At 70.0% G+C, this 26,993-nt stretch carries 25 protein-coding genes and 1 pseudogene; 17 read left to right on the forward strand and 9 right to left on the reverse strand.

Features of this window, described 5'->3' with window-relative positions:
- Positions 1-45: 45 nt before the first annotated feature.
- Positions 46-678, reverse strand: coding sequence for a GNAT family N-acetyltransferase (locus VF330_RS08265; protein ID WP_330850910.1), 633 nt, complete (start codon positions 676-678; stop codon positions 46-48).
- Positions 679-723: 45 nt separating this feature from the next.
- Between VF330_RS08265 and VF330_RS08270 the strand changes: the two genes are divergently transcribed.
- Positions 724-1,689, forward strand: a complete 966-nt coding sequence (locus VF330_RS08270) for an NAD(P)H-quinone oxidoreductase (RefSeq protein ID WP_330850911.1) — start codon at positions 724-726, stop codon at positions 1,687-1,689.
- Here the strand turns inward: VF330_RS08270 and VF330_RS08275 are convergent.
- Complete coding sequence (locus VF330_RS08275; protein ID WP_330850912.1) at positions 1,673-2,317, reverse strand: class I SAM-dependent methyltransferase; 645 nt, start codon at positions 2,315-2,317, stop codon at positions 1,673-1,675. The two genes, VF330_RS08270 and VF330_RS08275, sit on opposite strands and share 17 nt — an antisense overlap.
- Before the next feature lie 19 nt (positions 2,318-2,336).
- Complete coding sequence (locus tag VF330_RS08280; protein WP_330850913.1) at positions 2,337-3,536, reverse strand: cysteine desulfurase-like protein; 1,200 nt, start codon at positions 3,534-3,536, stop codon at positions 2,337-2,339.
- Between the two features lie 245 nt (positions 3,537-3,781).
- On the opposite strand from VF330_RS08280, the gene VF330_RS08285 reads away from it, so the two are divergent.
- The 8 genes from VF330_RS08285 to VF330_RS08320 all read left to right on the forward strand — a co-directional run bounded on the left by VF330_RS08285 (position 3,782) and on the right by VF330_RS08320 (position 10,901).
- A complete protein-coding gene (locus VF330_RS08285) occupies positions 3,782-4,264 on the forward strand; it encodes a bacterial proteasome activator family protein (RefSeq protein ID WP_414675355.1) in 483 nt (160 codons plus the stop codon).
- A 66-nt stretch (positions 4,265-4,330) separates the two neighbouring features.
- On the forward strand, positions 4,331-5,182 hold the full coding sequence (locus VF330_RS08290; RefSeq protein ID WP_330850914.1) for a class I SAM-dependent methyltransferase: 852 nt from the start codon (positions 4,331-4,333) through the stop codon (positions 5,180-5,182).
- A 59-nt stretch (positions 5,183-5,241) separates the two neighbouring features.
- Positions 5,242-6,153: an ABC transporter permease gene (locus tag VF330_RS08295; protein WP_330850915.1), complete on the forward strand. Its 912-nt coding sequence runs from the start codon at positions 5,242-5,244 to the stop codon at positions 6,151-6,153.
- Between the two features lie 16 nt (positions 6,154-6,169).
- The gene (locus VF330_RS08300) at positions 6,170-6,988 is read left to right on the forward strand and encodes an ABC transporter ATP-binding protein (protein WP_330850916.1); all 819 of its coding nucleotides are present in this window, start codon (positions 6,170-6,172) and stop codon (positions 6,986-6,988) included.
- Positions 6,989-6,991: 3 nt separating this feature from the next.
- A complete protein-coding gene (locus VF330_RS08305; RefSeq protein ID WP_330850917.1) occupies positions 6,992-7,894 on the forward strand; it encodes a glycosyltransferase family 2 protein in 903 nt (300 codons plus the stop codon).
- Positions 7,895-7,987: 93 nt separating this feature from the next.
- Positions 7,988-9,217: a sugar ABC transporter substrate-binding protein gene (locus VF330_RS08310; protein WP_330850918.1), complete on the forward strand. Its 1,230-nt coding sequence runs from the start codon at positions 7,988-7,990 to the stop codon at positions 9,215-9,217.
- Positions 9,214-10,092: a sugar ABC transporter permease gene (locus VF330_RS08315; RefSeq protein ID WP_330850919.1), complete on the forward strand. Its 879-nt coding sequence runs from the start codon at positions 9,214-9,216 to the stop codon at positions 10,090-10,092. Before VF330_RS08310 ends, VF330_RS08315 begins: the two co-directional genes overlap by 4 nt.
- The gene (locus VF330_RS08320; protein WP_330850920.1) at positions 10,089-10,901 is read left to right on the forward strand and encodes a carbohydrate ABC transporter permease; all 813 of its coding nucleotides are present in this window, start codon (positions 10,089-10,091) and stop codon (positions 10,899-10,901) included. Before VF330_RS08315 ends, VF330_RS08320 begins: the two co-directional genes overlap by 4 nt.
- A gap of 58 nt (positions 10,902-10,959) precedes the next feature.
- Here the strand turns inward: VF330_RS08320 and glf are convergent, their stop codons facing one another.
- From glf to VF330_RS08335, 3 genes are all read right to left on the reverse strand, one after another.
- Complete coding sequence (glf, locus tag VF330_RS08325; protein ID WP_330850921.1) at positions 10,960-12,147, reverse strand: UDP-galactopyranose mutase; 1,188 nt, start codon at positions 12,145-12,147, stop codon at positions 10,960-10,962.
- Between the two features lie 68 nt (positions 12,148-12,215).
- Complete coding sequence (locus tag VF330_RS08330) at positions 12,216-13,115, reverse strand: glycosyltransferase family 2 protein (RefSeq protein ID WP_330850922.1); 900 nt, start codon at positions 13,113-13,115, stop codon at positions 12,216-12,218.
- On the reverse strand, positions 13,112-14,707 hold the full coding sequence (locus VF330_RS08335; protein ID WP_330850923.1) for a glycosyltransferase: 1,596 nt from the start codon (positions 14,705-14,707) through the stop codon (positions 13,112-13,114). Before VF330_RS08335 ends, VF330_RS08330 begins: the two co-directional genes overlap by 4 nt.
- A 344-nt stretch (positions 14,708-15,051) precedes the next feature.
- Between VF330_RS08335 and VF330_RS08340 the strand changes: the two genes are divergently transcribed.
- The 6 genes from VF330_RS08340 to VF330_RS08365 are packed head-to-tail and all read left to right on the forward strand — an operon-like array spanning position 15,052 to position 21,665.
- Positions 15,052-16,191: an acyltransferase gene (locus VF330_RS08340; protein WP_330850924.1), complete on the forward strand. Its 1,140-nt coding sequence runs from the start codon at positions 15,052-15,054 to the stop codon at positions 16,189-16,191.
- 41 nt (positions 16,192-16,232) lie between these two features.
- Positions 16,233-18,173, forward strand: coding sequence for a DUF6541 family protein (locus tag VF330_RS08345; protein ID WP_330850925.1), 1,941 nt, complete (start codon positions 16,233-16,235; stop codon positions 18,171-18,173).
- Positions 18,174-18,179: 6 nt separating this feature from the next.
- Complete coding sequence (locus tag VF330_RS08350; RefSeq protein ID WP_330850926.1) at positions 18,180-19,406, forward strand: hypothetical protein; 1,227 nt, start codon at positions 18,180-18,182, stop codon at positions 19,404-19,406.
- 24 nt (positions 19,407-19,430) lie between these two features.
- On the forward strand, positions 19,431-20,555 hold the full coding sequence (locus VF330_RS08355) for a glycosyltransferase (protein WP_330850927.1): 1,125 nt from the start codon (positions 19,431-19,433) through the stop codon (positions 20,553-20,555).
- Positions 20,556-20,613: 58 nt separating this feature from the next.
- Positions 20,614-21,303 carry a glycosyltransferase family 2 protein gene (locus VF330_RS08360; protein WP_330850928.1) on the forward strand — a complete coding sequence of 230 codons (690 nt, stop codon included), beginning with the start codon at positions 20,614-20,616 and terminating at the stop codon, positions 21,301-21,303.
- A 2-nt stretch (positions 21,304-21,305) separates the two neighbouring features.
- Positions 21,306-21,665, forward strand: coding sequence for a DUF2304 domain-containing protein (locus VF330_RS08365; RefSeq protein ID WP_330850977.1), 360 nt, complete (start codon positions 21,306-21,308; stop codon positions 21,663-21,665).
- A 149-nt stretch (positions 21,666-21,814) separates the two neighbouring features.
- Here the strand turns inward: VF330_RS08365 and VF330_RS08370 are convergent.
- A pseudogene (locus VF330_RS08370) lies at positions 21,815-22,726 on the reverse strand (NAD-dependent epimerase/dehydratase family protein); the annotation flags it as partial.
- Positions 22,717-23,520, reverse strand: coding sequence for an HAD family hydrolase (locus tag VF330_RS08375; RefSeq protein ID WP_330850929.1), 804 nt, complete (start codon positions 23,518-23,520; stop codon positions 22,717-22,719). The pseudogene VF330_RS08370 and the gene VF330_RS08375, both read right to left, overlap by 10 nt.
- A 72-nt stretch (positions 23,521-23,592) precedes the next feature.
- Between VF330_RS08375 and VF330_RS08380 the strand changes: the two genes are divergently transcribed.
- Positions 23,593-24,474: an LLM class flavin-dependent oxidoreductase gene (locus VF330_RS08380; protein WP_330850930.1), complete on the forward strand. Its 882-nt coding sequence runs from the start codon at positions 23,593-23,595 to the stop codon at positions 24,472-24,474.
- Positions 24,475-24,504: 30 nt separating this feature from the next.
- A complete protein-coding gene (gene lhgO / locus VF330_RS08385; protein ID WP_330850931.1) occupies positions 24,505-25,674 on the forward strand; it encodes an L-2-hydroxyglutarate oxidase in 1,170 nt (389 codons plus the stop codon).
- Here lhgO and serS read toward each other — a convergent pair.
- Entirely contained in the window at positions 25,671-26,921 is a 1,251-nt protein-coding gene (serS, locus tag VF330_RS08390) for a serine--tRNA ligase (protein WP_330850932.1), read from the reverse strand. The two genes, lhgO and serS, sit on opposite strands and share 4 nt — an antisense overlap.
- Positions 26,922-26,993: the final 72 nt, after the last annotated feature.

Genomic DNA, 26,993 nt, shown 5'->3' on the forward strand with positions numbered 1-26,993 from the left:
TCACAAACAGGAGACCCAGGACACAATCCTTCGGTCGGCGGGATCTCACCTGGTGAGCAGGTCGACACTCTCCGCGAGCCCCTCGACGGCCACCTCCCAGTCCGGGCGCACGAAGTCGGCGGCGTCCAGGCGGAGTCGCACGTGCTCAAGGCGCTCGCCGCGGGGTGCGGCGGCCATCGTGCCGTCGTGGCGGTAGCCGAGCTTCTCGCTCACGCGGCTGGAGGACCGGTTGCCGAGCCAAGCCGCCGAACGGGCGATGGTCGCACCCAGGTGGTCGAACGCGAACTGGAGGACGGCGACCCTCATCTCGGTGCCGATGCCGTCGCCCTGGAACCGCTGCCCGATCCACGAGCCGGTGCTCACCTCGCGCAGCGCGCCGAAGCTCTGCGCGGCGACCTCCTGCGTGCCGACGACCCTGCCGTCGCGCCGCGCCAGGAAGTTGATCTTCCAGTTGCCGGGTTCCACCTCGGAGCGCGCCCGCCAGAAGTGCTTGATCATGCCGAACCCGCCGTCGCCCGCGACCCAGTCCGTCCACGGCACCAGGAACGGCATCTCCGCCGGGTCGTGCACGCCGTCCTTCGCCACGTCGACGAGCTCGAGCAGACCCTCGTCGTCGTCCGGGCGCAGCTCCAGGCGCGGGGTGCGGAGAACCAGGTGTCGCAGAGGCCAGGCGTCCATGATCCGATGGTGCCGGACGTGTCGAACGGTATTACGGTCGAACGCATGCGTGCCATCACCGTTCGCGATCCCGGCGGCCCAGAGGTGCTCGAGTGGACGGAGGTCCCCGACCCCGTTCCCGGTCCCGGCGAGGTGCTGATCGACGTCGCCGCGTCCGCCGTCAACCGCGCGGACCTGTTGCAGCGCCAGGGTTTCTACCCGCCGCCGAAGGGCGCGTCGGACATCATCGGACTGGAGTGCTCCGGCACGATCGCCGAGCTCGGCGAGGGCGTCACGGGCTGGAACGTCGGCGACGAGGTGTGCGCCCTGCTCGCCGGCGGCGGTTACGCGGAGAAGGTCGTCGTGCCGGCGCCGCAGGTCCTCCCGCTGCCGCAGGGCGTCGACGTCGTCACGGCGGCCGCGCTGCCCGAGGTCGCCTGCACGGTGTGGTCGAACGTCGTGATGGACGGCCGGCTCAAGCTCGGTGAGACGTTCCTCGTGCACGGCGGCGCCGGCGGCATCGGCACGCACGCCATCCAGGTCGCCAAGGCGCTCGGCGCGACGGTCGCGGCCACCGCGGGCTCCGACGAACGCCTCGCGAAGTGCGCGGAGCTCGGCGCGGACATCACGGTCAACTACAAGACGCAGGACTTCGTGGCCGAGGTGAAGAGCGCCGACGTCGTGCTCGACAACATGGGCGCCGCCTACCTGCCCCGCAACATCGACGTGCTCGCCACCGACGGCCGGTTGATGATCATCGGCATGCAGGGCGGGGTGAACGGCGAGTTGCCGATCGGCAAGCTGCTCGCCAAGCGCGCCTCGGTGATGGCGACCGGGCTGCGCGGCCGGTCGGTGGAGAACAAGGGCGCGATCGTCGCGCAGGTCCGCGAGCACCTGTGGCCGCTCGTCGAGAGCGGTGCCGTCAAGCCGATCGTCGGCGAGGTCGTGCCGATGTCCGACGCCGCTGCGGCCCATCGGTTGCTGGAGGCCAGCGACGTCTTCGGCAAGGTCCTGCTCAGGCGGGAACGGTAGAGGTGCCCAGCGCGGTCCGGGGAGCGGTGCGGAACTCCAGCCCGAACTCCTCGGACCAGCGCGCCAGCACGGCCTGCTCGTCGGGACGGTCGACGTCGTCGGCCAGCACGGTCGCGCCCGGCGCCAGCACGGCCCGCAGCACCGGCAGCGCGGGATAGCGCGAGTCGCCGAACCCCGGCCCGTCCACCAGCAGCAGGTCCACCAGCCCGAACCGGTCGACGTAGGCGAGCACCTCGTCGTGCACCTGCTGCGGCGCGTACCACTGGCCGTGCCGCGACAACGCCGCCGGATGCCGCGACAACGGCGCGTGCACCACGCGGGCGGTCGACCCGAGGCCCTCCCGGCGCAGCTGCGAGGCGACGAACGCGGCCATCCGCTCGTCGTGCTCGATCGACAGCAGGTGCCCGAACCCGCGCTGCCGCAATAACCTCGCCAGCAGGACGGACGTGGAACCGCAGCCCAGCTCCACCAGGACCGTCCGCGCGCCGAGCACCACCTCGTCCATCACGGCGACGAGGGCGGACGGGCGCAGGTCGCCGGAGAGCTGGGGCAGGTACTCGGTGTCGAGCGATCCGAGGCGCCGCAGGGCCGAGAGGTCAGCCAGCTCGCGGGCCAGCGAGTCGTCCAAGCAAGAACTCCCAAGTCCCTCATGCCAGTTCGGCCACCGCCCTGACCAGGTCGTCCATCTCGACGGCGTTCGTGTAGTGCGCGAGCCCGATCCGGATGGCGCCGCCGATCTCGCCGACGCCCAGCACCGAGAACACGCCGTGCTGGCCGGGGTCGGCGAACGCGCAGACGCCCCGGGACGCGAGGTGCTCGACGCCGTCCTCCGCCTTGACCCCGGCGACCGAGAACGCCAGCGCCGGAACCCGTCGCATGGCGTCGCCGATCACCATCACGTGCCGCAGCGAACGCAGCTCGTTGATGAGGTTGGCGAGCAGTCCCGCCTGGTAGGCCTTCACGGAGCCGAGCGACGTGAGCAGCCGCTCGCGCCGCGTGCCGGACGCCGCGTCGTCCAGGTCCGCCAGGTACTCCACTGACGCAACGAGCCCGGCGAGCATCGGGTACGCGTGCGGGCCGAGCTCCAGGCGTTCCGGGCCGCGGGCGGCCGGGTCGACCGAGACCGACGGCAGCCGCTCCAGCATCGACGGGTCGCGGAACACCAGCGCGCCGACCGGCGGGCCGCCCCACTGACCGGCGGACAGCGCCACCACGTCGGCGCCCATGCCAACGATGTCGAGCGGCACGAACGGCGCGGCCGAGGACGCGTCGACGACCACCAGCGACCCGTGCGCGCGGGCCACCGCGGAGATCTTGCCGAGGTCCGGCCGCGTGCCGACGACACCGGACGCGGCGGTGATGGCGATGAGCTTGGTGCGGTCCGTGACGAGCTCGTCGTACTGCCAGCTCGGCAGCTCGCACGTCTCGATGTCGATCTCCGCCCACTTCACCGCGCTGCCGGTGCGCTGGGTGGCGCGCAGCCACGGCGCGATGTTCGCCGCGTGGTCCAGCCGCGACACGAGCACCTCGTCGCCCATGAACCAGTCGTCCGTCATGGCGTCGGCGAGGCGTTGCAGCAGCACGGCGGACGACGGGCCGAGCACGACGCCCGCGGGATCGGCGCCGACGAGGTCCGCCACGGCTCTGCGGGCGGCGTCGACGATGCCCTGCGCGCGCTGGGAGGCGGGGAAGATGCCACCGGGGCCGGAGACGGGGGCGCGCAGCGCGGTGGAGACGGCGGTGGCGACCTGTTCGGGCACCTGCATGCCGGCGGGCGCGTCGAGGTGGACCCAGCCGTCGCCGAGCGCGGGGAAGAGCCCTCGTACCCGTGCGACGTCGAACGCCATGACTCACACCGTACGTAACTAGGCAAACACGGTGTCGAGCAGCCCCACCCGGCGACCGGGTGCCGGGCAGGTCCGTTCGATGAGAGCCACGGGCGAGAGGTTCGGAGGGGGTGCCGCCGGAGCAGCCTCATACCGGGCGTATTCGGCTGCTCCGGCGGTACCCCCTCCGGGCCCCTCGGCCGCGGCTGTCGCGGACGAGGCCTGCCCGGCACCCGGTTAACCGTGAAGTGACCCAGGACGCGAGGATGGAGACCATGACAAAGGAGCAGCCCGTCGTAATCGTCGGCGGCCAGGACGGCGACATCACCGACATGGTCGAGCAGCCGGCGAAGGTCATGCGGATCGGCACGATGATCAAGCAGCTGCTGGAGGAGGTGCGGACGGCGCCGCTGGACGAGGCGAGCCGCAACCGCCTCAAGGAGATCCACAAGCGGTCGATCGAGGAGCTCGAGGACGGTCTCGCGCCGGAGCTGCGCGACGAGCTGGAGCGCCTCTCGCTGCCGTTCACCGACGACTCCACCCCGTCCGACGCCGAGCTGCGGATCGCCCAGGCCCAGCTCGTCGGCTGGCTGGAGGGCCTCTTCCACGGCATCCAGACCGCCCTGTTCGCCCAGCAGATGGCCGCGCGGTCGCAGCTGGAGCACATGCGCGGGCGGGCCCTCCCGGCCGGCAGCGGCGACGGATCGGAGCTCGGTCCCACCGGCAAGGGAACTGGGCAGTACCTCTAGTACCTCTAACCCGTTCGTGGGCCCTAGCATGCGGCCCACTACCCGGTGTGGTGTGAGGAGTCGAACGTGCTCGACAAGGTTCGCCGGAGCCTGCAACCCGGCTATTTCCGCAAGGCCCTCCGCGAGAAGCTGATGCGGGCGATCGACGAGGTCGTCCAGCCCTACCACGAGGTCCAGCAGGGGCGCATCGACGATCTCCAGCACCAGCTCAACGAGGCGATCCGCTACCAGGGCGACCGGCTGGCGGAGCTGACCGCGAACTACGAGCACCGCGAGCGCAGGGACCTGCTGTTCGCCGCCGAGCGCGACGCCGCGGCGGACAGCGCGAGGTTCGCGCTGGAGAACATGCGGACCGCGCCGAACTTCCCCGACCCGCACGCCACGCTGCACCACGCGCTGAGCCTGCTCGAGACCGACGGCATGGTGCTCGAGTTCGGCGTCTACACCGGCACGACGTTGAAGATCATCGCCAACGCCGCCGACGGGCGCGAGGTCTACGGCTTCGACTCGTTCACCGGCCTGCCGGAGGACTGGCGCACCGGCTTCGAGGCCGGCGCGTTCGGCCTGGAGCAGCTGCCCGACGTGCCGGGCGCCGAGCTGATCGCCGGCTGGTTCGACGACACGCTGCCGGGCTTCGCGGCCGAGCACCCGGGGCCCGTCGCGTTCCTGCACGTCGACTGCGACCTGTACTCCTCCACCAAGACGGTGCTGGAGCACGTGGGCTCGCGGCTGCGGACCGGGTCGGTCGTGCTGTTCGACGAGTACTTCAACTACCAGGGCTGGCGCGACCACGAGCACAAGGCCTGGACGGAGTTCGTGGACGCGACCGGGATCGAGTTCGACTACGTCGGGTATTCGTCCGACCACGAGCAGGTGATCGCGAAAATCACACGGGTACCGGGCGAATCCGGACGTTGACCTCCCCGTGACCGACCGGGGGCGAGGCCTCCGTTAACTCGCCGGTACGCTCAGTCCTCGTGCAAGCCACCAGTACGCTCGACCATCCCGAGGCACCCCCTGCCGCGAACTCCAGGACGTTCGCCCGCGCCTTCGAGGACATCAAGACGGCCTGGCAGCACCGGGAGCTGTGGGGCCATCTGGGCTGGCAGGACATCAAGCAGCGCTACCGCCGGTCGGTCATCGGGCCGCTGTGGATCACCATCTCGATGGGTACCACAGCGCTCGCTCTCGGCCTGCTGTACTCGCAGCTGTTCAACGAGGACATCGCGACGTTCCTGCCCTACGTCACCGTCGGCTTCGTCATCTGGGGTTTCATCCTCGGCTGCGTGAACGAGGGCACCGAGGTCTTCATCGCCAACGAGGGGCTGATCAAGCACCTACCGGCGCCGATCACGGTCCACGTGCTGCGGCTGGTGTGGCGGCAGACGCTGTTCTTCCTGCACAACCTCGTCGTCTACGTCGCGGTGCTGGCGATCTTCTTCACGACGCTCAGCCACCCGTACGTGATGGGCAACGACCCCGAGCTGAAGCCGGGCGTCAGCTGGGAGATCCTGCTCGCGATCCCCGGTTTCGCCCTGCTGGCGATCAACGGCGTGTGGATCTCGCTGCTCTTCGGCATCATCAGCACCAGGTTCCGCGACATCCCGCCGGTCGTGCACAGCTTCATCAACCTGGTGTTCTTCATGACGCCGATCGTGTGGCACGCCGGTGTCCTCAACAAGGTCAGCGGCGGCAACGGCGGCTGGCGCGTGCTGATCGCCGAGCTGAACCCGGTGTACCACTACCTCGAGGTGGTCAGGGCGCCGTTGCTCGGCCACGTCATCGACTGGCACCACTGGGCGATCGTCGGCGGTCTCACGGTCGTCGGCTGGGCGCTCGCGCTCGTCGCGTTGCGCAACTGGCGCGCCCGCGTCTCGTACTGGGTCTAGAGGAGGTCGGCACACCATGGTCAGCATCAACGTCTGGAACGCGTCCGTCGACTTCCCGATCTTCGACGCGAAGTCGAGGTCGCTGAAGAAGCTCGCGCTCGGCAAGGTCGGCGGCAAGATCGGCTCCGAGGGCCGCGTCCCGATCATCGAGGCGCTGCACGACATCACGCTGTCGCTCAAGCACGGCGACCGCGTCGGTCTGGTCGGCCACAACGGCGCCGGCAAGTCGACGCTGCTGCGCCTGCTCGCGGGCATCTACGAGCCGACCCGCGGCAGCCAGCGGATCGTCGGCAAGGTCGCGCCGGTCTTCGACCTCGGCGTCGGCATGGACCCGGAGATCTCCGGGTACGAGAACATCATGATCCGCGGCCTCTTCCTCGGGATGACCCGCAAGGAGATGGAGAAGCGAGTCGACGACATCGCGGAGTTCACCGAGCTCGGCGACTACCTCTCGATGCCGCTGCGCACGTACTCCACCGGTATGCGCGTGCGGCTCGCGCTCGGCGTGGTCACCTCCATCGACCCGGAGATCCTGCTGCTCGACGAGGGCATCGGCGCGGTCGACGCGGCGTTCATGGCGAAGGCCCGCGACCGCCTCAAGGACCTCGTCAAGCGGTCCGGCCTGCTCGTGTTCGCGAACCACTCCGACGAGACGCTGCTGGACTTCTGCGACAGCGCGATCTGGATGGACGAGGGCCGCGTGAAGATGCACGGCGGGCTGCGCGAGGTGCTCACCGGGTACAAGGGCCACGACCCGTTCGAGCGCATGAGTCCCGAGGAGATCGCGAGGCTCGGCTACTCCTCTCCCGTCCTCAGCGGAAATGGCGGCGAATAGACCGTGAACCTCCAGGCACTGCCCAAGGGCTCCGTCGTCGCGGTGGTGGTGACCCGCCACCGCAGGGAGCTGCTCGCCGAGTCGCTCAAGGCGCTGGCCACCCAGACACGGGTCCCCGACCACCTGGTCGTCGTCGACAACGGTCCCGACCAGCCGGTCGACGACCTCGTGGAGCAGTGCCCGCTTCCCACGACCTACCTGCCGTCGCACCGCAACCTCGGTGGCGCCGGCGGCTTCGCGCTCGGCATCCTGCACGCGCTCTCGCTGGGCGCGGACTGGGTGTGGCTCGCGGACGACGACGGCCGCCCGGCCGACGAGAACGTGCTGTCGGTGCTGATGGAGGAGGCCGAGCGGCGCAAGCTGGCCGAGATCTCCCCTGTCGTCACGAACATCGACTCCCCCGACAAGCTCGCGTTCCCGTTGCGCCGCGGCCTCACGTGGAAGCGTTCCGCGGCGGACCTCGGCACGGACTTCCTGCCGGGGATCGCCTCGCTGTTCAACGGCGCGCTGTTCCGCGCCTCGACGCTCGACGTGGTGGGCGTGCCGGACTACCGGCTGTTCTTCCGCGGCGACGAGGTGGAGATCCACCGCAGGATGGTCCGCTCCGGCCTGCCGTTCGGCACGTCGCTGCGGGTCGCCTACGTGCACCCGGACGGCTCGGACGAGTTCAAGCCGATGCTGGGCGGCAGGTTCCACGCGCAGGACCCGGAGAACCAGGTCAAGCGGTACTACACCTACCGCAACCGCGGCTACCTGCTGTCGCAGCCGGGCATGCGCAAGCTGGGCGCCCTCGAGGTGTTCCGGTTCGGCCTGTACTTCCTCGGCGTCAAGCGGGACCCGAAGGCGTTCCTCGAGTGGATCAAGCTCGTGCGCCAGGGTCAGCGGGAGCGCTTCTTCCGCAAGTGAGCCGGGTCAAGGGGGCGGGGTCGTCGATCCCGCCCTGTGGCGACTTCGGGTAACCGCTCGCGCACCCGAGGTGATCGGAGTAAGACGGGACGCGTGATCTCCCGACGCAGACTCCTGTCCCTGGCCGGTGCGAGCGCGCTGCTGGCGGCCTGCGGTTCCAACACCGGCCGAGGTGGCGACGGCCAGGCCCTCAAGCAGTGGTACCACGCGTACGGCGAGCCGGGCGTGCAGGAAGCCGTGCAGCGCTACGCCGAGTCCTACGCGAAGACGCCGGTCACCGTGCAGTGGAACCCCGGCGACTACGACTCGAAGCTCGCGACGAGCCTGCTGTCCGACGGCGGGCCGGACGTCTTCGAGTCCACCCCGCAGATCAGCTCGGTCCGCGCGGGTCAGTACGTGCCGCTCGACGACGTCCTCGGCGACGCGAAGAGCGACTTCACCGAGTCCATCCTCGCCACGCACACCGTGGACGGCAAGGTCTACGGCATCCCGCAGGCCGTGGACATGCAGATGTTGTTCTACCGCAAGAGCTTCTTCGTCCAGGCCGGCGTGCAGCCCCCGACCACCGTGGACGAGCTGATCGACGCGTCCAGGCGGCTCACCAGGGACGGCGTCAAGGGACTCTTCGCCGGCAACGACGGTGGCGGCGGGGTGCTGGGCGGGCCCGCGCTGTGGTCGGCCGGTCTCGACTACGTGCGCGACCACCAGGTCGGGTTCGACGACCCCGGTGCGGCGCAGGCGATCGGCAAGCTGCGCGAGCTCTACGCGAGCGGCAGCCTGCTGCTGGGGGCGGTGAAGGACTGGGCGGAGCCGGACGCGTTCACGCAGGGGCTCGTCGCCATGCAGTGGACCGGGTTGTGGACGGTGCCGGCCGTGCAGAAGGCGCTCGGCGACGACTTCGGCGTGCTGCCGTTCCCGAAGCTCACCGGCAGCGGCGCGCCCAGCGTGCCGGTCGGCGCGTTCGGCGCGATGGTCAACGCCAGGTCGAAGCGGGTCGACGAGGCCAAGGAGTTCGTGCGCTGGCTGTGGGTCGAGAAGACCGACTACCAGGAGGACTTCAACCTGGGCTACGGCTTCCACATCCCGCCGCGCAGGAGCATCTCGGAGAAGGCCTCGAAGCTCACGACGGGTGCCGCCGCGGACGCGGTGAAGTTCGTGCGGGACAACGCGAAGGCGTCCAACCCGCCGGACTGGACCTCGGTGATGCGGACCGCGTTCAACGACGCCGTGTCGCGGGTGGTGCGCGACGGCGCGTCCGCCGACACCGAGCTCAAGGGCGCGGCCGCGAAGGTGCGGGACGAGCTGAAGCGCCTGTACGGATGAGACACACTCGGGCGTTCTGGCTGTTCGTCGGCCCGTTCGCGGTGGGGCTGCTCGTGTTCGTGTACGTGCCCATCGGGTGGAGCCTGCTGCTGTCGTTCTTCGAGGCGCGCAACACGGTGACGCCCAGCGAGTTCGTCGGTCTGCGCAACTACGCGGACATGCTGACGGACCGGCCGTTCCTCGCGAGCCTGGGCACGTTCAGCGTGTTCGCGGCGTTCATCGTGCCGCTGACGTTCGTGCTGGCGCTCGCGCTGGCGTTGCTGGTGAACCAGATCAGCTTCATGCAGTCGTTCTTCCGGTCGGTGTTCTTCCTGCCGACGGCGTGCTCGTACGTCGTGGCGTCGCTGGTCTGGAAGCTCTCGATCTTCAACGGCGTGCGCTTCGGCCTGGCGAACACGGTCCTGGGGTGGTTCGGCGCCGAGCCGGTGGCGTGGACGGTGTCGACGTCGCCGCCCTGGTACTGGCTGGTGCTCGTGACGCTGCGGCTGTGGTTGCAGCTGGGGTTCTACATGATCCTGTTCATCGCGGGGCTGCAACGGATCCCGCGGCACCTCTACGAAGCCGCGTGGATCGACGGTGCCGGGCGCGGCTGGCAGACGTTGCGGTACATCACGATGCCGCAGCTGCGCACGACGTCGGTGGCCGTGCTGCTGTTGCTGCTCATCGCGGCGTACCAGGCGTTCGACGAGTTCTACAACGTGCTGGGCACCGACCGCGGCTACCCGCCGTTCGCGCGGCCGCCGTTGATCTACCTCTACTACACCGCACTGGGTTCGGGCGGCCAGGACTTCGGGCACGGCAGCGCGGGCGCGGTGGTCCTGACGCTGCTGATCGCCGGTGTCACGTTGCTCCAGGGGCGGGTGATCACGCGATGAGGGCCCTCCGGTACCTGGCGCTGTCGATCGCGGCGGTGCTGTTCCTCGTGCCGTTCTACCTGGTGCTGCGCAACGGTCTGTCGACCGAGCAGGAGATCACGTCACCGACGTGGACGTTCTGGCCGAGCGAGATCCGCTGGGAGAACTTCGCGGAGCTCTTCGGCAACCCGGCCGTGCCGCTGGTGCGCAGCATGCTCAACTCGCTGGTCGTCGCGGTGCTGCAGACCTCCGGGCAGCTGCTGCTGTGCGGACTGGCGGGGTACGGGCTCGCGCGGATCCCCTACCGGTACGCGAACATCGTGCTGTACCTCGTGGTCGCGACGCTGATGATCCCGGCGGCCGTGACGTTCGTGCCGACGTTCGTGGTCGTGTCGACGCTGGGCTGGGTGTCGGACCTGCGCGGGCTGGTGATCCCCGGGCTCTTCAGCGGGTTCACGACCTTCCTGTTCCGCCAGTACTTCCTGACCTTCCCGCGGGAGCTGGAGGAGGCGGCGCGGATCGACGGGCTCGGGCACTGGGGCACGTACTGGCGGATCGTGGTGCCGAACTCGAAGGGGTTCTTCGCCGCGCTGGGCGTCATCGCGTTCGTGACGAGCTGGAACCAGTTCCTGTGGCCGTTGGTGATCGCGCAGGACCAGGACTCGTGGACCGTGCAGGTGGCGCTGTCGACGTTCCTGACCTCGCAGTCGATCGACGTGGTGCAGCTGTTCCTGGCAGCGGCGGTGTCGATCCTGCCGCTCGTCGTGGTCTTCCTGGCCTTGCAGCGGTTGCTGGTGCGCGGGGTGACCGAGACGGGGATCAAGGGCTGAGAGAAACGGGAAAGGCCCGGCCGGGAAACCGGCCGGGCCTTTCCCGCGCGAAATGCGATCAGTCGTCGAGCGAGCCGTTGAGCGGCTTGTTCTCGGTGAAGAACGGCGCGATCTTGTTGTCGAACACGGTCAGCGCGGAACCGATGGCCATGTGCATGTCGAGGTACTTGTAGGTGCCCAGACGGCCACCGAAGATCACGTTGCGCTGGGCGGCCTCCGCCTTCGCGAGCTCGCGGTAGCGCTCCAGCTTGGTGCGGTCCTCGGCCGTGTTGATCGGGTAGTACGGCTCGTCGTCCTTCTCCGCGGCGCGGGAGAACTCGCGGACGATGACCGTCTTGTCCGACGGGTACTCGCGCTCCGGGTGGAAGTGGCGGAACTCGTGGATGCGGGTGTACGGGACGTCCGCGTCGTTGTAGTTCATGACCGGCGTGCCCTGGAAGTCGCCGATCGGCAGGACTTCCTGCTCGAAGTCGAGCGTGCGCCAGCCGAGCCAGCCCTCGGAGTAGTCGAAGTAGCGGTCCAGCGCGCCCGTGTAGACGACCGGGACGCCCGCCGGGATCTCGTCACGCACCTCGAAGTAGTCCGTGGACAGCTTCACGTCGATGTTCGGGTGGTCCGCCATCTTCTCGAGCCACGCGGTGTAGCCGTCCTTCGGCAGACCCTCGTAGGTGTCGTTGAAGTAGCGGTTGTCGAAGTTGTAGCGCACCGGCAGGCGGGCGATGACCGCCGCGGGCAGCTCCTTCGGGTCCGTCTGCCACTGCTTGGCGGTGTAGTCCCTGATGAACGCCTCGTAGAGGGGGCGGCCGACCAGCGAGATCGCCTTCTCCTCGAGGTTCTTCGCGTCCTTCGAGTCGATCTCGGAGGCCTGCTCCGCGACCCACGCCCGCGCGTCCTCGGGGGACATGTAGCGGCCGACGAACTGCGACAGCAGGCCGAGGCCCATCGGGAACTGGTAGGCCTGGCCGGCGTGCATCGCGAACACGCGGTGCTGGTAGCCGGTGAACTCGGTGAACTGGTTGACGTAGTCCCAGACGCGCTTGTTGGACGTGTGGAACAGGTGCGCGCCGTAGCGGTGCACCTCGATACCGGTCTCCGGTTCCTTCTCCGAGTAGGCGTTGCCACCGATGTGGTCGCGCCTTTCGATCACCAGCACGCGCTTGTCGAGTGTGCTGGCGGCGCGCTCGGCGACGGTGAGGCCGTAGAAACCAGATCCGACGACAACGAGGTCATAACCCGCGAGGTTCACGCCCGCAGATTACAAGGGCCCCCCGGCGCGAATCCGCCGAGGGGCCCTTGCGAGCAAACGATCTCAGGTCAGAGAACGGAGCGCGGCATCTTCGGCTTCGGGTTGAAGGCGATGCCCTCGACGACCTTGCGGAAGAGCTTGGTGCGGATGGACCACGGCACGTTGCCGTGGCGCAGGCCCTGCACCAGGCGGGCGAGGAACTTCAGCCAGGACACCGGGTTCTCGTGGTGCAGGCGGAAGGACGACTCGTTGCGGGCGCCGTACTCGAACTTCCACAGGTTCGACGCGTTGACGTCGCCGAAGTTCACGCCGCGGTTCACACCGAGGTCGTGGACCACGACGCTGCGCAGGACCTGCACGCCGGGGCCGGCCTTGGTGATGCGCAGGGTGTACTCCTGGTCGTCGAACCAGATGAAGTACTCCGTGAGCGGCAGGCCGAACTTGGTGAGCGCCCAGCGCGGGAACAGCACCGAGACGAACGAGCAGTGCGTGACCAGGACGTTCTCCTGGCCCTTCGCGATCAGCTTGCCCCAGTCCCAGGTGGTGCCGGGGTTGTTCATCTCGCAGATGTTGCCGTCGACCCACTTGACCAGCGAGCACGCGTAGGGCAGCTGCATGCCCATGGCCTCCTCGGCCTTCGCGTGCCCGTTGATGAGCTCCTCGAGGGCGTCCGAGTTGGCGTAGCAGTCGTCATCCATGATCCAGATGAAGTCCGCGCCGAGCTCGTAGCTCTTGTTCATGCCGGTCGCGAAACCGCCCGCGCCACCGGTGTTCTCCTTGAGCCGCACGACGACGACGCCGTCGATCTGCTCGTACTCCTTGAGCACCTCGTCGGTGCCGTCGGTGGAGGCGTTGTCGACGACGACGACCCACTCGGGCCGGCGGGTCTGCGCGAGGACGTGGTCGAGGACCGTTGTGAGCTTGTCCTTGCGGTTGTAGGTGACGACAACGGCGGCGACAGTGCTCACTTGAGCCATCCTTGGTAGAGGTCGCGCGTCCAGTCCTCGGCACGCGGCAGCTTCGCGAAGGCCTCGGCCTTGGCGGCCTGCTCGTCGAGCCAGGTCTTGCGCTGGTCGGGAGAGGTCATCATGGTGCGGATCCGGGCCGCTGCGGCCTGGACGAAGGCGTAGGGGTGACGCGGGCACAGCAGGTCGTCGGCGATCAGCGACGACTGCGAGCCGACGTCCGCCGACACGACGGGCACACCCGCGGCCGTCGCTTCGAAGGACGTGAGAGTCAGGCCCTCGTTGTCCGATGAGACGACGAGCACGTCGGAGTCGCGGAAGGTGTCGCTCACCGGGCGGTCGGGACCGCGCAGCTCGACGGAGCCGCCCAGGCGGGCGACCAGGCTGTTCACCTCGGCGGCCAGCTCTCCGTGGCCGTGGACGATGAACCGCACCTCGCGCGGCGAGTTCTTCTTCAGCTCGGCGGCCAGCTGCAGGAACAGGTACGGGCGCTTCTGCTGCGTGAACCGGCCGACGAACGCCACCGTGAACGGGTTGCTCTCGACGGCTTCCTCGGCACCGACCGCGATACCGCCGGTGGTGAGGCCCGCGAGCGTCGCGAACACGACCTTCTCCTGGTCGAGCCCGTGCTTGCCGACCAGGTGGTCGCGCAGCTGGGGCGAGATCACGTGGTGCTGGTCGATCATGTTCGACAGCCGCACGGAGATGTCGACGAACCCGCCGGTGCGCCACTCGAGGACGTGCAGCGAGTCGACGACCGGGATGTCCGGGCGGACCGACTTGATCCACGGCAGCAGGTTGTAGAGCCACGTGCAGTGGTGCAGGTGGATGCCGCGCACGTCGAACGCCGAGAGCACGCCGTTGAGGAAGGCGGACTCCTGCTTCGGGTCCAGCGGCAGGTTCAACGGCACGACCAGCGCGCCCTCGAGCTCCGGCCGCGTGATCCACTCGTGCGGGGAGGGGCGGTCGGTGACCACGATCGGCGTGAAGCCGGCCTCCTTGGCGAGGCGGATCGTGTCGATCGCCCAGCGCTCGGCGCCGCCCAGCTCCAGCCAGTGCAGGCCGAACAGGATCGCCGGCGTGTCGCCGTGGGGCCTCGCCGCGGTGCCGCGGCTGAGCCGGACCGGGGCCTTGCGCGGCACGTCACGGCCCTTGCGCTCGACCATGTCCGTGCGGAACTGCCGCAGCGCGTCGAACTGGACGGGTGCGAGGAACCGGACGGCCTTGCGGGCCTTGCCCAGCACACCGGTCAGCTGGTGGTAGGCGGTGAGCGCGGCGGGCTGGCCGCCGATGTCGAGCGCCACGTCGACCAGGCCCTCGGTCGCGGCCGAGTGCTGGTCGGTGACAGTGGGGGCCGTGCTGCGCACGACCAGTGAACCGACGACCTCGCGGTCGTCCTCCCACGCGATGGTGGTGCGTTCCTCGTCTGTCAGCGCGGGCAGCGTGCCGGAAGGGCCGCGCACCACCGTGAAGCGGAAGGTCTGACCTGGTCCAGCGAGGGAGTGGAAGTTCGCAGCTCCCACGACCAGGCGCCGCTCGCGCTCGTCGAGGAAGGCGTTTCCACCGGTCAGGCCTACACCGCTGTCGTCGAGCACCTCGAAAACAGGGGAAGGCTGGGAATACACAGGCGTGTCCGTCACGTCTCTCGGAGTGGTTGGTCGGCGCTCACCGCGGACGGGGAGCCGAGCGAGGCCGATGGTACCGGCCCGGCGGACAGGACCGTGCATCACTGTCCTGTCCTAGCGTCGCTCACCCTTCCGGGGATGTGATGTTGCTCTGCGTGGACGAGGATGTGGACTCGTTCCTTCCAGTCACCCCATCGGGTGTGGCATCGTGCTCGGGCGCACTCCGCAGCGCGCCTGTCTTGCCCCTCCGTCGGCCGGCCCTCACGCGGCGGTATCGGGGAGCGGCAGCTCCGGTCACCCGCTCAAGGACGTCGATGTCGCAGTTAACGCATGCCCAGTTCCTGGCCCTGCGCCGCTTCCCCGCCCTCGACGGACTGCGCGCGATCGCGGCCGTGATGGTCGTGTTCAGCCACTACGGCGGGCACCGGTGGGCGCCGTACGCCGGCTGGCTGGGTGTGCACCTGTTCTTCGTCATCTCCGGGTTCCTCATCACGACGCTCGCGCTGCGCGAGGAGGACCGCAACGGCCGCGTGTCGGTGCGGAACTTCTGGATCCGCCGGATCTTCCGCCTGATGCCCGTCTACTACGTCGTGCTCGGCGCGACCGTCCTGCTGTACTTCCTGCGCGGCGAGTTCTTCAGCGCGCGTGTGGACGAGGTGCTGCCGTACTACCTGACGTTCAACAACGAGTACATCGCCGCCGGGCACATCTTCGGCCACTCGTGGACGCTCGCGATCGAGCAGAAGTTCTACATCGTCTGGCCGGTGATCGCGTTCGCGCTGGGCGCGATGCCGTTCGGCCGCCGGCTCTCCGTCGCGTTCGGCGCGATCGGCCTGCTCGTCGCCGCGATGGTCGTGCCGTTCTACTCCTGGGGCACCCCGTCCTACATCGTCATCCTGATGGGCTGCGTGCTCGCGATCGCGATGCACTACCGGCAGGGGTTCGCGGTCGTGCGGCACCTGACCCACCCGGTCGCCGGGTTCGTGTTCGCGATCGGCCTGGTCGCCCTGCACCTGACCGCCATGTCGTGGCTGTCGGCGTTCGGCGGCGACACCGTCCTCATCCTGGTCTACGGCGCGTGCGTGTTCCTGCTGCTGCCCGGCCTCTTCGCCGGCGGTCCGCTGGTGTCGTTCCTGTCCCTCAAGCCCATGAGGTTCGTCGGCGAGCGTTCCTACTCGCTCTACCTGATCCAGCAGTTCGCGGCCATCGTCCTGATGGCGGCGATGCCGGTGTTCAAGGTCGAGCGGACCATCAGCGCCGTCGCGGTCACCCTCGTCGGCCTGATGATCGCGGACCTGCTGTACCGGTGGGTGGAGCAGCCGATGATCGAGGTCGGCCGCAGGCTCATCGCCAGGATCGGCAGGCCCGGCGGGCCCCGGCGCGACGAGCCGGCGCCCGCTGCGCCCGAAGCCGCCCGCGGTGAAGCTCCGCAGCTCGTCCCGAATACAGTGTGAGCAAGCCCGGCTCAGCGGGTGACACCTGAGAGGCGAACCCGATGAGTGCCCAGCTCGGCGTATTCAGTGTGCTGGTCGTGCTGCTGATGGCCCCTGGTCTCGCCGTCGGACTCGCGTCCGGCCTGCGGGGCTGGACGGCGGCCGCGGCGGCTCCCCTGCTGACCTTCGGCGTCATCGCGGTCTCCGCCTCGGTGGTGCCCGCCGTGCTCGGCCGCTGGTCGATCTGGGGCCTGCTGATCGCCACCGCCGTCGCCGCGCTCGCCGGTCTGGGCGTCCGCCTGGCCACCCGCCGCTGGACCGGCAGGACGCCGGCGGCCGGCCCGCTCGTGCCGTGGACCCGGTGGCAGCACGCGGGCGTCGCGGCCGCGGTGCTCGCGACCACCGCGCTCGGCCTGGTCGTGACCGCGCGGGCGACGCACATGCTGACCGACGTCCACCAGTTCTGGGACGCGAGCTTCCACGCCAACTCCGTCCGCTTCATCGAGGAGACCGGCCAGTCGCAGCCGTCGGCGCTGCGCGCGATCAACGACCAGGCGAACGCCGGGTTCACCTACCCGAACGGCTTCCACGTCCTCGGCGCGACGGTGCTCGGCCTGACCGGCGCCGCGATCACGATCGTGCTGAACACCCAGGCCGCGCTGCTGGCCGGCCTGCTCGCGCTCGGCGTCGCGGGCCTGGTCAGGGCCGCCGGTGGCCGTCCGCTGCTCGCCGGCGGCAGCGCCCTCGCGGCGGGCATGTTCTCCGCGTTCCCGTACGACCTCGAGTTCTTCGGCCCGATCTGGCCGTTCGCGACCGGCCTCGCGCTGATGCCGGCGCTGCTCGCGCTGCTGATCCACAGCCTCGACCACGTGCGGCCCGCGCTGGTGGTGACCGCCGCGCTGGGCATCTGCGGGCTCGTCACGCTGCACCCCAGCGTCACGCTCGCCGCTGTCATCTTCGGCGTCTGCTACCTCGTGCAGCGCTGGGTGACCGCGCGCCGGGTGCCGCTGGTGGAGGCGGGGCTGCTGATCGCCGCCGGCGTCGTGTCGTCCGTCTACGCCGTCCCGCAGCTGCTCGGCATGGCGAGCACCGCGCAGAGCGGCACGTTCGAATGGCCGCTGCACGACAACGCCGCCGACTCGCTGGGCCAGCTCTTCTTCCTCGGCCACGAGGCCGCCCGGCCGCAGTGGTGGCTGGTGGCGGCGATGGTCCTCGGCCTGGTGGGCGTCCGGCGCCTGAAGCCCATGTACTGGTGGCTCGCGGGCGGTCTGGTCTTCTCCGGCCTGTTCGTGATGACGACGTCCTACAAGGGCCCGCTCGTCGCGGCGCTGACCGGCTTCTGGTGGAACGACCGCTGGCGGTTCGCCGCGCTCGTCGTCCCGGCCATGGTCGTGCTCGCCGGCCACGGGCTCGTCGTCGCGCGCGACGGTCTCGCGACCCTGCTGCGCCGCCGTCCCGAACAGCTGGCGGTCTGGCAGCGGCTGGTCGCCACCGGCCTCGTGGTCGGCCTGTTCTTCGTCCTCAGCAACGCCTTCTACCAGGGCCGCAACGTGCAGCGGATCATCGGCGCGTACAACGGCGGCTACCCCACGGTGACGAAGGCCGAGCAGGAGGGCATCGACAAGCTCGCGACGATCGTGGGCGAGAACGACCTCGTCATGAACGACCCGCGCGACGGTTCGGCGTGGATGTGGGCGTTGGACGACGTCCACCCCGTGTTCGGCCACGTGCTCGGCGAGACGCCGCCCGCGAAGTCGGTCGGCGAGGACAGGGTCGCGCTCTTCACGCGGTTCAACAAGATCGACACCGACCCGCAGATCCGGTCGATCGTCGAGAAGATGCGCATCACGTACGTCTACGAGGGCTGGGGTTTCGCCGCCCCGTTCCTGACCCGCGCCCCCGGCATGACCGACCTGGACCAGGTCAAGGCGCTGGAGCCGGTGTTCAGCAACGAGCACGTGAAGATCTACCGCGTCGACGTGGGCGCGAGTCAGGGGCGTTGATCAGTGGTGGCGGCCGACACTCCGAAGCGGACCGGCAGGGTCGGCGCGCTGCTCGCCCAAGCCGGGGTCGCGATCGACCAGCTGGTGTTCAGCGGGATCACGTTCGTGCTGCAGATCGTCGCGGCGCGGGCGTCGAACCTGGCGGACTTCGGCGTCTTCTCGCTGGTCGCGATCGTGCAGATCGGCCAGTGGTACCTCGGGCGGGCGCTGACGGCGGAGCCGTTGCTCGTCTCGCGGTCCGCCGGTGACGACCGCAAGCTGCGGGGCGCGGGGGCGACGTCGCTGTCGTTCGGCCTGCTGGTGGGCGCGGCGTGCGCGATCGCGGCGATCCCGTTCACCGGGCTCGCGCGGGAGCTGCTGCTGATCCAGGCGGTCGTCGCGCCGTTCACGTCCGTGCTCGACCACAGCCGGTACGTCCTGTACGCGAAGAAGCGCGCCGGTGTCGCCATCGCCCTCGACGCGGCGTGGCTGGTGCTGTTCGGCGCCGTGGCGGCGGTGTGGGCGGTCGTCGGCGAGCTGACCGCGACCACGACGTACCTGGTGTGGGCGCTGGCCGCGGTGCCGGTCGCGATCGCCGCGGTCGCGGTGACGGTGACCCCGCTCGCGCTGGGCCACGTGCGGGAGTGGGTGCGGGACCAGCGCAAGCTCATCCCCGGCTTCCTGATCGACGCGGCGTACCTGACGCTCAGCACCTGGGCCACGTTCGGCGTCGCGCTGGTCGTGGTCGGGTCGGACGGGCTCGGGCTGCTGCGCAAGGCGCTGATCCCGGTCACCGCGCTGATCGTGCTCTTCATCGGCATCAGCAACGCGCTGCTCGCGCACCTGGCGGGGCGGTCGGCGCGCGAGGTCGTCCGGCCGCCGGTGATGATCGCCGGACTGGCCGCCGTCGTGTGCGGCGTGACGGCTGTGCTGCTGCTCCTGCTGCCGGCTGACCTGCTCACGGCGGCGCTGGGCACGCCGTGGGAGCTGCTCCAGCCGGTCGTGATGGCCCTGCTCGCCTACGCGTTCCTGCTGACCAGCGCCCAGGCGGCGATGATGGCGGCCAAGGCCACCGGACGGGCGTGGCTCGGGCCGCGGGTGCGGACCGTCGAGTTCTGCCTGGAGGTGGGTCTCGGTGCCGCGCTCGGCGTGGCGTTCGGGGTCGTCGGCATCGCGGTCGGCATGGCGACGGCCTGGCTGGTCGCGAACGCGTTCGCGTGGCTGGGGCTGTTGAGGGGTCGCTCGAACGACTGAACGCGCGTGTGGCAAGTTCTGCGCGTGCACCTGGTCGACATGCCCGCCTACTACCCCCCGCACAAGGGCGGCGTGGAGGCGTACACACATGAACTGCACCGCCGGATGCTCGAGGCGGACCCCGAGCTGCGCATCACCGTGTTCACCTCCGCGGTCGGCGCGCCGGCCGGGGTGGAGGAGCTGAGCGACCGCTGGAAGGTCGTGCGGTGGCCCGGTGGCGACATCATCGACCACTACCCGGTGCCGAAGCCCGGCTTCACGAAGCTGCTGCGCAGCCTGTGCGGACCGGACACGGTGCTGATGACGCACACCCGGTTCTACTGGCCGCACGCGTGGGCGGCGCTGTTCGCCAAGCGGAACAAGATCCGCCGCGTGCACGTCGAGCACGGCTCCAGCCCGGTGCAGAGCGGCAACGCGGCCGTCCGCTTCGTGGCGTTCCTGGTCGACGCGCTGACCAGCCAGCCGGTGCTGCGCTGGGCGGACGAGGTCGTGGCCGTGTCCGGCTCCGCCGGCGAGTTCGTACGGAAGCTGGCCGGCCGCGAGGCGAAGGTGCTGCACCGCGGCATCGAGCTGGAGGACGGCCTGGGCCCGCGGCCGCGCAGCGGTCCCCCGACCGCCTGCTTCGTCGGCCGGCTGATCAACGGCAAGGGTGTCGCCGACCTGCTCGACGCCACCGCCGCGGTGCACCGCGAGGGCGTCGACCTGAAGCTGCGGCTGTGCGGCGACGGCCCCGCTGCCGCCGAGCTGCGCGCCAAGGTGGCGTCGCTGGGCCTCACCGAGCACGTCGAGTTCCTCGGCGCGGTCGACCACGACACCGCGCTGAGCGAGATGGCCGCCGCGACGGTGTTCGTGAACCCGAGCTGGACCGAGGGCCTGCCGACGACGGTGCTCGAAGCGGCCGCGATCGGTGTCACCGTGGTGGCGACCGACGTCGGTGGCACGGCGGAGATCGTCGAGGACGGCGTGACCGGCTGGCTCGTGCCCCCGCGCGATCCCGCCGCGCTGGCGGCCGCTCTCGTGAAGGCGGTCACCGACCCCGAACGCGAGACGCGGGCCGCCAAGCTGCGCGCGAACACCCGTGCCCACTTCTCGTGGGACCGGGCCGTCGCGGAGTTCTTCGCACTGCTGGCTGCCCGGAAGTCCGCATAACCGGCGCGCTAGCCTGTGCCAGTCCCTCAACACCCCCACACTTCGCCAGGAGGTCCCAGTGGCGGACCAGTCTGACGTTTGGCTGGTCGTCCCCGTCTACAACGAGGCCCAGGTGATCGGCGACGTCATGCGCAACGCGCTGCAGACGTTCCCGAACATCGTGTGCGTCGACGACGGTAGCCGGGACGGCTCAGCGGACGCGATCCGCGCGACGGGGGCACACCTGGTGAGCCACCCCGTCAACCTCGGGCAGGGTGCCGCCCTGCAGACGGGCGTCGAGTACGCCCGCGAGCAGCCGGGCGCCGCCTACTTCGTGACGTTCGACGCGGACGGCCAGCACCAGGTCGCCGACGTGCTGCGGATGCTGGAGCGCCTGCGCGCCGAGCCGTTCGACATCATCGTCGGCACCCGCTTCAAGGGCGACGACTCGCACATCCCGCTGATCAAGCGCGTCGTGCTGAAGACGGTCGTCGCGGTCAGCCCGCGGCTGCGCAAGCTCAAGCTCTCGGACGCGCACAACGGCCTGCGGGTGTTCAACAAGAAGGTGGCCGACGAGATGGCCATCACGCTCAACGGCATGGGCCACGCGTCCGAGATCGTCGAGATGATCGCCCGCAAGGACTGGCGCGTCACCGAGGAGCAGGTGGAGATCCTCTACACCGAGTACTCGATGTCGAAGGGCCAGTCCCTGATCAACGGGGTCAACATCCTGTTCGACTCCGCTCTCAAGACCAGTTCGAGGCGCTGACCATGGTTCTGATCCAGATCCTGCTCATCCTGGCCGTCGTCGTCCTGCTGCTGCTGTTCCTGCGCCACCACGGGACCACGAAGACGGCAGCCGGCGTCAAGATCGGCTTCGTGCTGTTCATGGTCCTCGCGGTGGTCGCGGTGATCCGGCCGCAGTGGGTGTCGTGGCTGGCCGAGGTCGTGGGCGTCGGCCGCGGTACCGACCTCATGCTGTACGGCCTGATCGTGGCGTTCGGCTTCGCGACGATCAACACGTACCTGCGCTTCAAGGAGCTCGAGCTGCGGTACGCGCGGCTGGCGCGCGCGATCGCGATCCGCGGTGCCGAGGCGCCGGCCGAGATCGACGAGAAGACCGCGGCCTGACCTCCCCCGAACACCGATCGGCCCCGTCCTCCGCTGGAGAGGACGGGGCCGATCGCGTTCGCTCCGGCGTTGCGGCAGTACTCCACGGTCCGCTCGGCGCCGGTCTTGATGTCGACCTCGGGCACCCAGCCGAGGTCGCGCGCGGCCTTCGAGGCGTCGAGCGCGGAGGCCCTCAGGTCACCGAGCCGCGCCGGGGCGTACTCGGGGGTGTCGGGCGCGCCCGCCGCCGCGGCGACCAGGCTGTGCAGGTCCTTGTCCGACACCTGCTGACCGGTGCCGATGTTGTAGCGCTCGCCGCCGCCGTTCTCACCCGACGCCGCCACGAACGCCGCCACGACGTCCTCGACGAAGACGTAGTCGCGCGTGTTGCCGCCGTCGCCGAAGAGCTTGGTGGGCTTCCCCGCCAGCAGGGCGTTCGCGAAGATCGCCACGACACCGGCCTCGCCGTGCGGGTCCTGCCGCGGGCCGTACACGTTCGCCAGCGCGAGGTGCGTGCACTCCAGGCCGTAGAGCTGGCGGTAGGTGTTCAGGTACACCTCGCCGGAGACCTTGCTCGCCGCGTACGGCGACTTCGGGTTGATCGGCACGGCCTCGGAGACCGGCAGCACGTCCGGTGTGCCGTAGATGGAGCCGCCGGAGGAGGCGAAGCACACCTTGCGGGCGCCGGCCTTGCGGGCGGCCTCGGCGACGTTGATCGTGCCGATGACGTTCTGCTGCGCGTCGAGGATCGGGTCGGCGACGCTGACGCGCACGTCGATCTGCGCGGCGAGGTGGAAGAGGACCTCGGGGCCGAACCCGGCGACGACGTCGGCGAGCTCGGGGTTCGCGATGTCGAGCTGCGTGAAGGAGTACCGGTCGGCGTGGGCCGGGTCCGCGGGCGCCGTGCGCGTGCCGCGGCGCAGGTCGTCGACGACGTGGACCTCGTGCCCGTCGCGCAGCAGGCGGTCGACCAGGGTGGAGCCGATGAAACCGGCGCCGCCGGTCACGAGTGCACGCACGGAAACCTCTTGGAGTCGGGGACTGCCGGATTTGCGCACAGGGTATCCAGCGCTCAGAACCACCGTTCCAGCACCATGGCGACGCCGTCCTCGGCGTTGGGGCCGGTGATCTCGTCCGCCGCGGCCTTCGCGGCCTCGTGGCCGTTGGCCATCGCCACGCCGTGTCCCGCCCACCGCAGCATCTCGACGTCGTTCGGCATGTCCCCGAACGCGATGACGTGCTCGGGCGCGACGCCGAACCGCTCCGCCACGTCCGCGAGGCCCGACGCCTTCGTGACGCCGTGGACCGAGATCTCGATCAGCCCGTTGTCCGTGGAGTAGGTGAGGTCGACCTCGCCGTGCAGCACCTCGCCGATCGCCCTGGCCATCTCGGCGCTGGTCAGGTGGCTGTTGCGGACGAGCAGCTTGACCGCGGGACGGCCGAGCGTCTCGGCGCGGCTCAGCCCGCTGTGCGGTCCCTCCGGCCACGGGTGGGTGTAGCTGAGCTCGGCGACGAACGTCAGCTCGTCCTTGGGCGTGCCGACCAGCTCCACGGCGTACGTGCAGTCGTCGAGCACGCTGTCGACCGCGGACGCGATGTCGTGCAGCTGCACCGGGCTGAGCGTGCGCGCCCAGACGATCTCGTCGCGGCCGATGTCGTAGAGCACCGCGCCGTTCGCGCAGACGGCGAGCCCGTCGAGACCGGCGTCGGCGGCGATGCGCGGGACCCAGCGCGGCGGCCTGCCGGTGGCCAGGACGAACGGCACACCCGCCGCGAGCACGCGGGCGACGACCTCGACCGTGCGCGGGCTCACGGACTCCAGCGTGCTGAGAAGGGTTCCATCGACGTCGGAGGCGACCAGGCGCGGCTGTTCCACGACGAACATCTTGCCTTGTCAATTACGCGAGCCAAGTTCGTCGGACGCTGAACAGCTGGTTACCGTACGTCCGTGCGCGCTGGAATCGTGATTCTCCCGGAACACCGATGGTGGATCGCCGAACCCAAGTGGCGCGCGGCCGAGGAGTACGGGTTCCACCACGCGTGGACCTACGACCACCTCGGCTGGCGCACGCTGGTGGACGGCCCCTGGTTCGGCGCGGTCCCGACCCTGACAGCGGCCGCGCTGGTCACCTCGCGCATCAGGCTCGGGACGTTCGTCGCGAGCCCGAACTTCCGCCACCCGGTGCCGTTCGCCCGCGAGCTGCTGACGATCGACGACGTCTCCGACGGCCGGTTCACGCTCGGCGTCGGCGCAGGTGGGGCCGGGTACGACACGACCGTCACCGGCGCGAAGCCGTTGCTGCCGGGCGACCGGACGGCCCGGTTCGGCGAGTTCGTCGAGCTGCTCGACCAGCTGCTGTTCCAGGACCGCACGACGTGGAACGGCCGGTTCTACTCGGCGGAGGAGGCCCGCAGCGCGCCCGGTTGCGTGCAGCGGCCGCGGCTGCCGTTCGTGGTCGCCGCCAACGGCCCGAAGGCGATGGCGATCGCGGCCAGGTACGGCCAGGGCTGGGTCACGACCGGTCCGGAGACCGAGGACCACGAGACGTGGTGGCGCGGGGTGGCGGAGATGTCCGAGCGCTTCACTGAGACGTTGGCCACGCAGGGCCGCACGTCGCGGGTGAACCGCTACCTCAACCTCGACTCGGCGCCGGTGTACTCGCTGTCGAGCGTCGAGTGCTTCGTCGACGCCGTCGGCAGGGCCGCTGAGCTGGGCTTCACCGACGTGGTGGCGCACTGGCCGCGGCACGACGGCGTCTACGCGGGCAGCGAGCAGGTCGTGGAGAACGTCGCGGCGGACGTGCTGCCGACGCTGGACCGGCACCTGTAACGGCACGTCGCTGTTTTAGATTCCGTCATCGTGCGCTCTGTTGTGGTGGTCGGTGGCGGAATCGTGGGGCTGGCGGTGGCCGCCGAGCTGGCCGCGCGCGGTGACCGCGTGACGGTGCTGGAGAAGGAGGGGCGCTGGGGCGCCCACCAGACCGGGCACAACTCGAACGTCGTGCACGCCGGCCTCTACTACAAGCCGGGTTCCTTGAAGGCGCGGATGTCGGTGGCCGGCAACGCGTCGATGATCGCCTTCGCCCGTGAGCACGGCGTGCCGGTCGAGGTGTGCGGGAAGCTCGTCGTGGCGACCTCCGAGGAGGAGCTGCCGCGGCTGCACGACCTGGCCGCCCGTGCGGAGGCGAACGGCGTGCCGGCGAAGCTGATCTCCGCTGCCGAGGCGCTCGAGTACGAGCCCGAGGTCGCCTGCGTGGCCGCGTTGCGCGTCGAGAGCACCGGGATCATCGACTACCCGGCCGTCTGCGCCGCCCTGGTGCGCTCGCTCGACGGCCACGACCTGCGGTTGCGCTCACCCGCGCTGGCGATCAGGACGAACGGCGCCAAGGTGGAGGTGGCGACGCCGCAGGGGGTCGTCCGGGCCGACGTGCTGGTGAACTGCGCGGGCCTGCAGAGCGACCGGATCGCGCGGCTCGCGGGGCTCTCCCCCGCGGCGAGGATCGTCCCGTTCCGCGGGGAGTACTACGAGCTCAAGCGCACGTCGCTGGTGCGCGGGCTGATCTACCCGGTGCCGGACCCGACGCTGCCGTTCCTCGGCGTGCACCTCACGCGGATGCTCGACGGCTCGGTGCACTGCGGCCCGAACGCGGTGCTCGCGTTGCGGCGCGAGGGCTACCGGTGGAGCGACGTGTCGCTGGGCGACATCGCCGACGTGGCGCGGTTCCCCGGCACGTGGCGGCTCGCCCGCAAGTACGCCCGGACCGGGGTCGAGGAGGTGCTGAGGTCGCTGTCGCGCAAGCGCTTCGCCGCCTCGCTCGCCCGGCTCGTGCCCGCGGTGCGCGAGGACGACCTGGTGCGCGCCGAGAGCGGTGTGCGGGCGCAGGCGATGCTGCCGGACGGGTCGCTCGTCGACGACTTCCTGATCCAGACCGCGGACCGCCAGGTGCACGTGCTGAACGCGCCCTCACCGGCGGCGACGGGCTCGCTGGAGATCGCGAAGCACGTCGCCGACCGGCTGGGGACGGACTAGCGGGGCTTGAGCACGTCCAGACCGAGGAACGGCCGCAGCGCCTCGGGCACGGTGACCGAGCCGTCGGCGTTCTGGTGGTTCTCCAGGATCGAGACGATCCACCGCGTGGTGGCCAGCGTGCCGTTGAGCGTGGCCGCGATCTGCGTCTTGCCGTTGTCGTCGCGGTAGCGCACGTTCAGGCGGCGGGCCTGGAACGTGGTGCAGTTCGACGTCGAGGTCAGCTCGAGGAACCGCTGCTGCGACGGCACCCACGCCTCGCAGTCGAACTTGCGGTACGCCGACATGCCGAGGTCGCCCGTGGCCGTGTCGATGACCCGGTAGGGCACCTCGATCTTGGCGAGCATCTCCTCTTCCCAGCCGAGCAGCTTGGCGTGCTCCGCCTCGGCGTCCTCCGGCTTGACGTAGCAGAACATCTCGACCTTGTTGAACTGGTGCACGCGGATGATGCCGCGGGTGTCCTTGCCGTACGACCCGGCCTCGCGGCGGTAGCACGACGACCAGCCCGCGTACCGCTTCTCGCCGTCGAGGATCTCGTCGGCGTGGTAGCCGGCGAGCGGCACCTCCGACGTGCCGACGAGGTACAGGTCGTCGGCGGGCAGGTGGTAGATCTCGCTCGAGTGCGCGCCGAGGAACCCGGTGCCCGCCATGATCTCCGGCCGCACCAGCGTGGGCGTGATCATGAGCTCGAAGCCGTTGGCCGTGGCCTGCGCCGCCGCCATGTTGAGCAGCGCCAGCTCGAGCTGCGCGCCGACGCCCTTGAGGAAGTAGAACCGGGAGCCGCCGACCTTGGCGCCGCGCTCCATGTCGATCGCGCCGAGCCGGGTGCCCAGGTCGAGGTGGTCGAGCGGCTCGAAGTCGAACTCGCGCGGCTCGCCGACGTGCTTGACGACGCGGAAGTCGTCCTCGCCGCCGACGGGCGCGTCCGGGTGCACCAGGTTCGGGATCTTCCCCAGCAGCCCGTCGACCTCGGCCGCGGTGGCGTTCTGCTCGGCCTCGGCGGCCTTGACCTCGGCGGCCAGCTCCTTCGCCTTGACGAGCAGGGCGGTCTTCTCGTCGCCCTTGGCCTTGCCGACCTCCTTGCCGAGCACCTTCTGCTCGGCGCGCAGGGTGTCCGCGCGGGAGATGGCGCTGCGCCTGCGCTCGTCAGCGGACAGCAGGGAGTCGACGACGCCCTCGTCCTCGCCACGGGCACGCTGCGAAGCGCGCACGATCTCCGGGTTCTCGCGCAACACCTTGAGGTCGATCACCCTGAAAAGGGTAGTCCCCGCCCGTTCCACGTCTCATCCGGATGTCCGGAACGCGGTACGGGCGGGGACCGG

It is taken from the genome of Lentzea sp. (genome assembly GCF_036380075.1).
Lineage (GTDB): Bacteria > Actinomycetota > Actinomycetes > Mycobacteriales > Pseudonocardiaceae > Lentzea.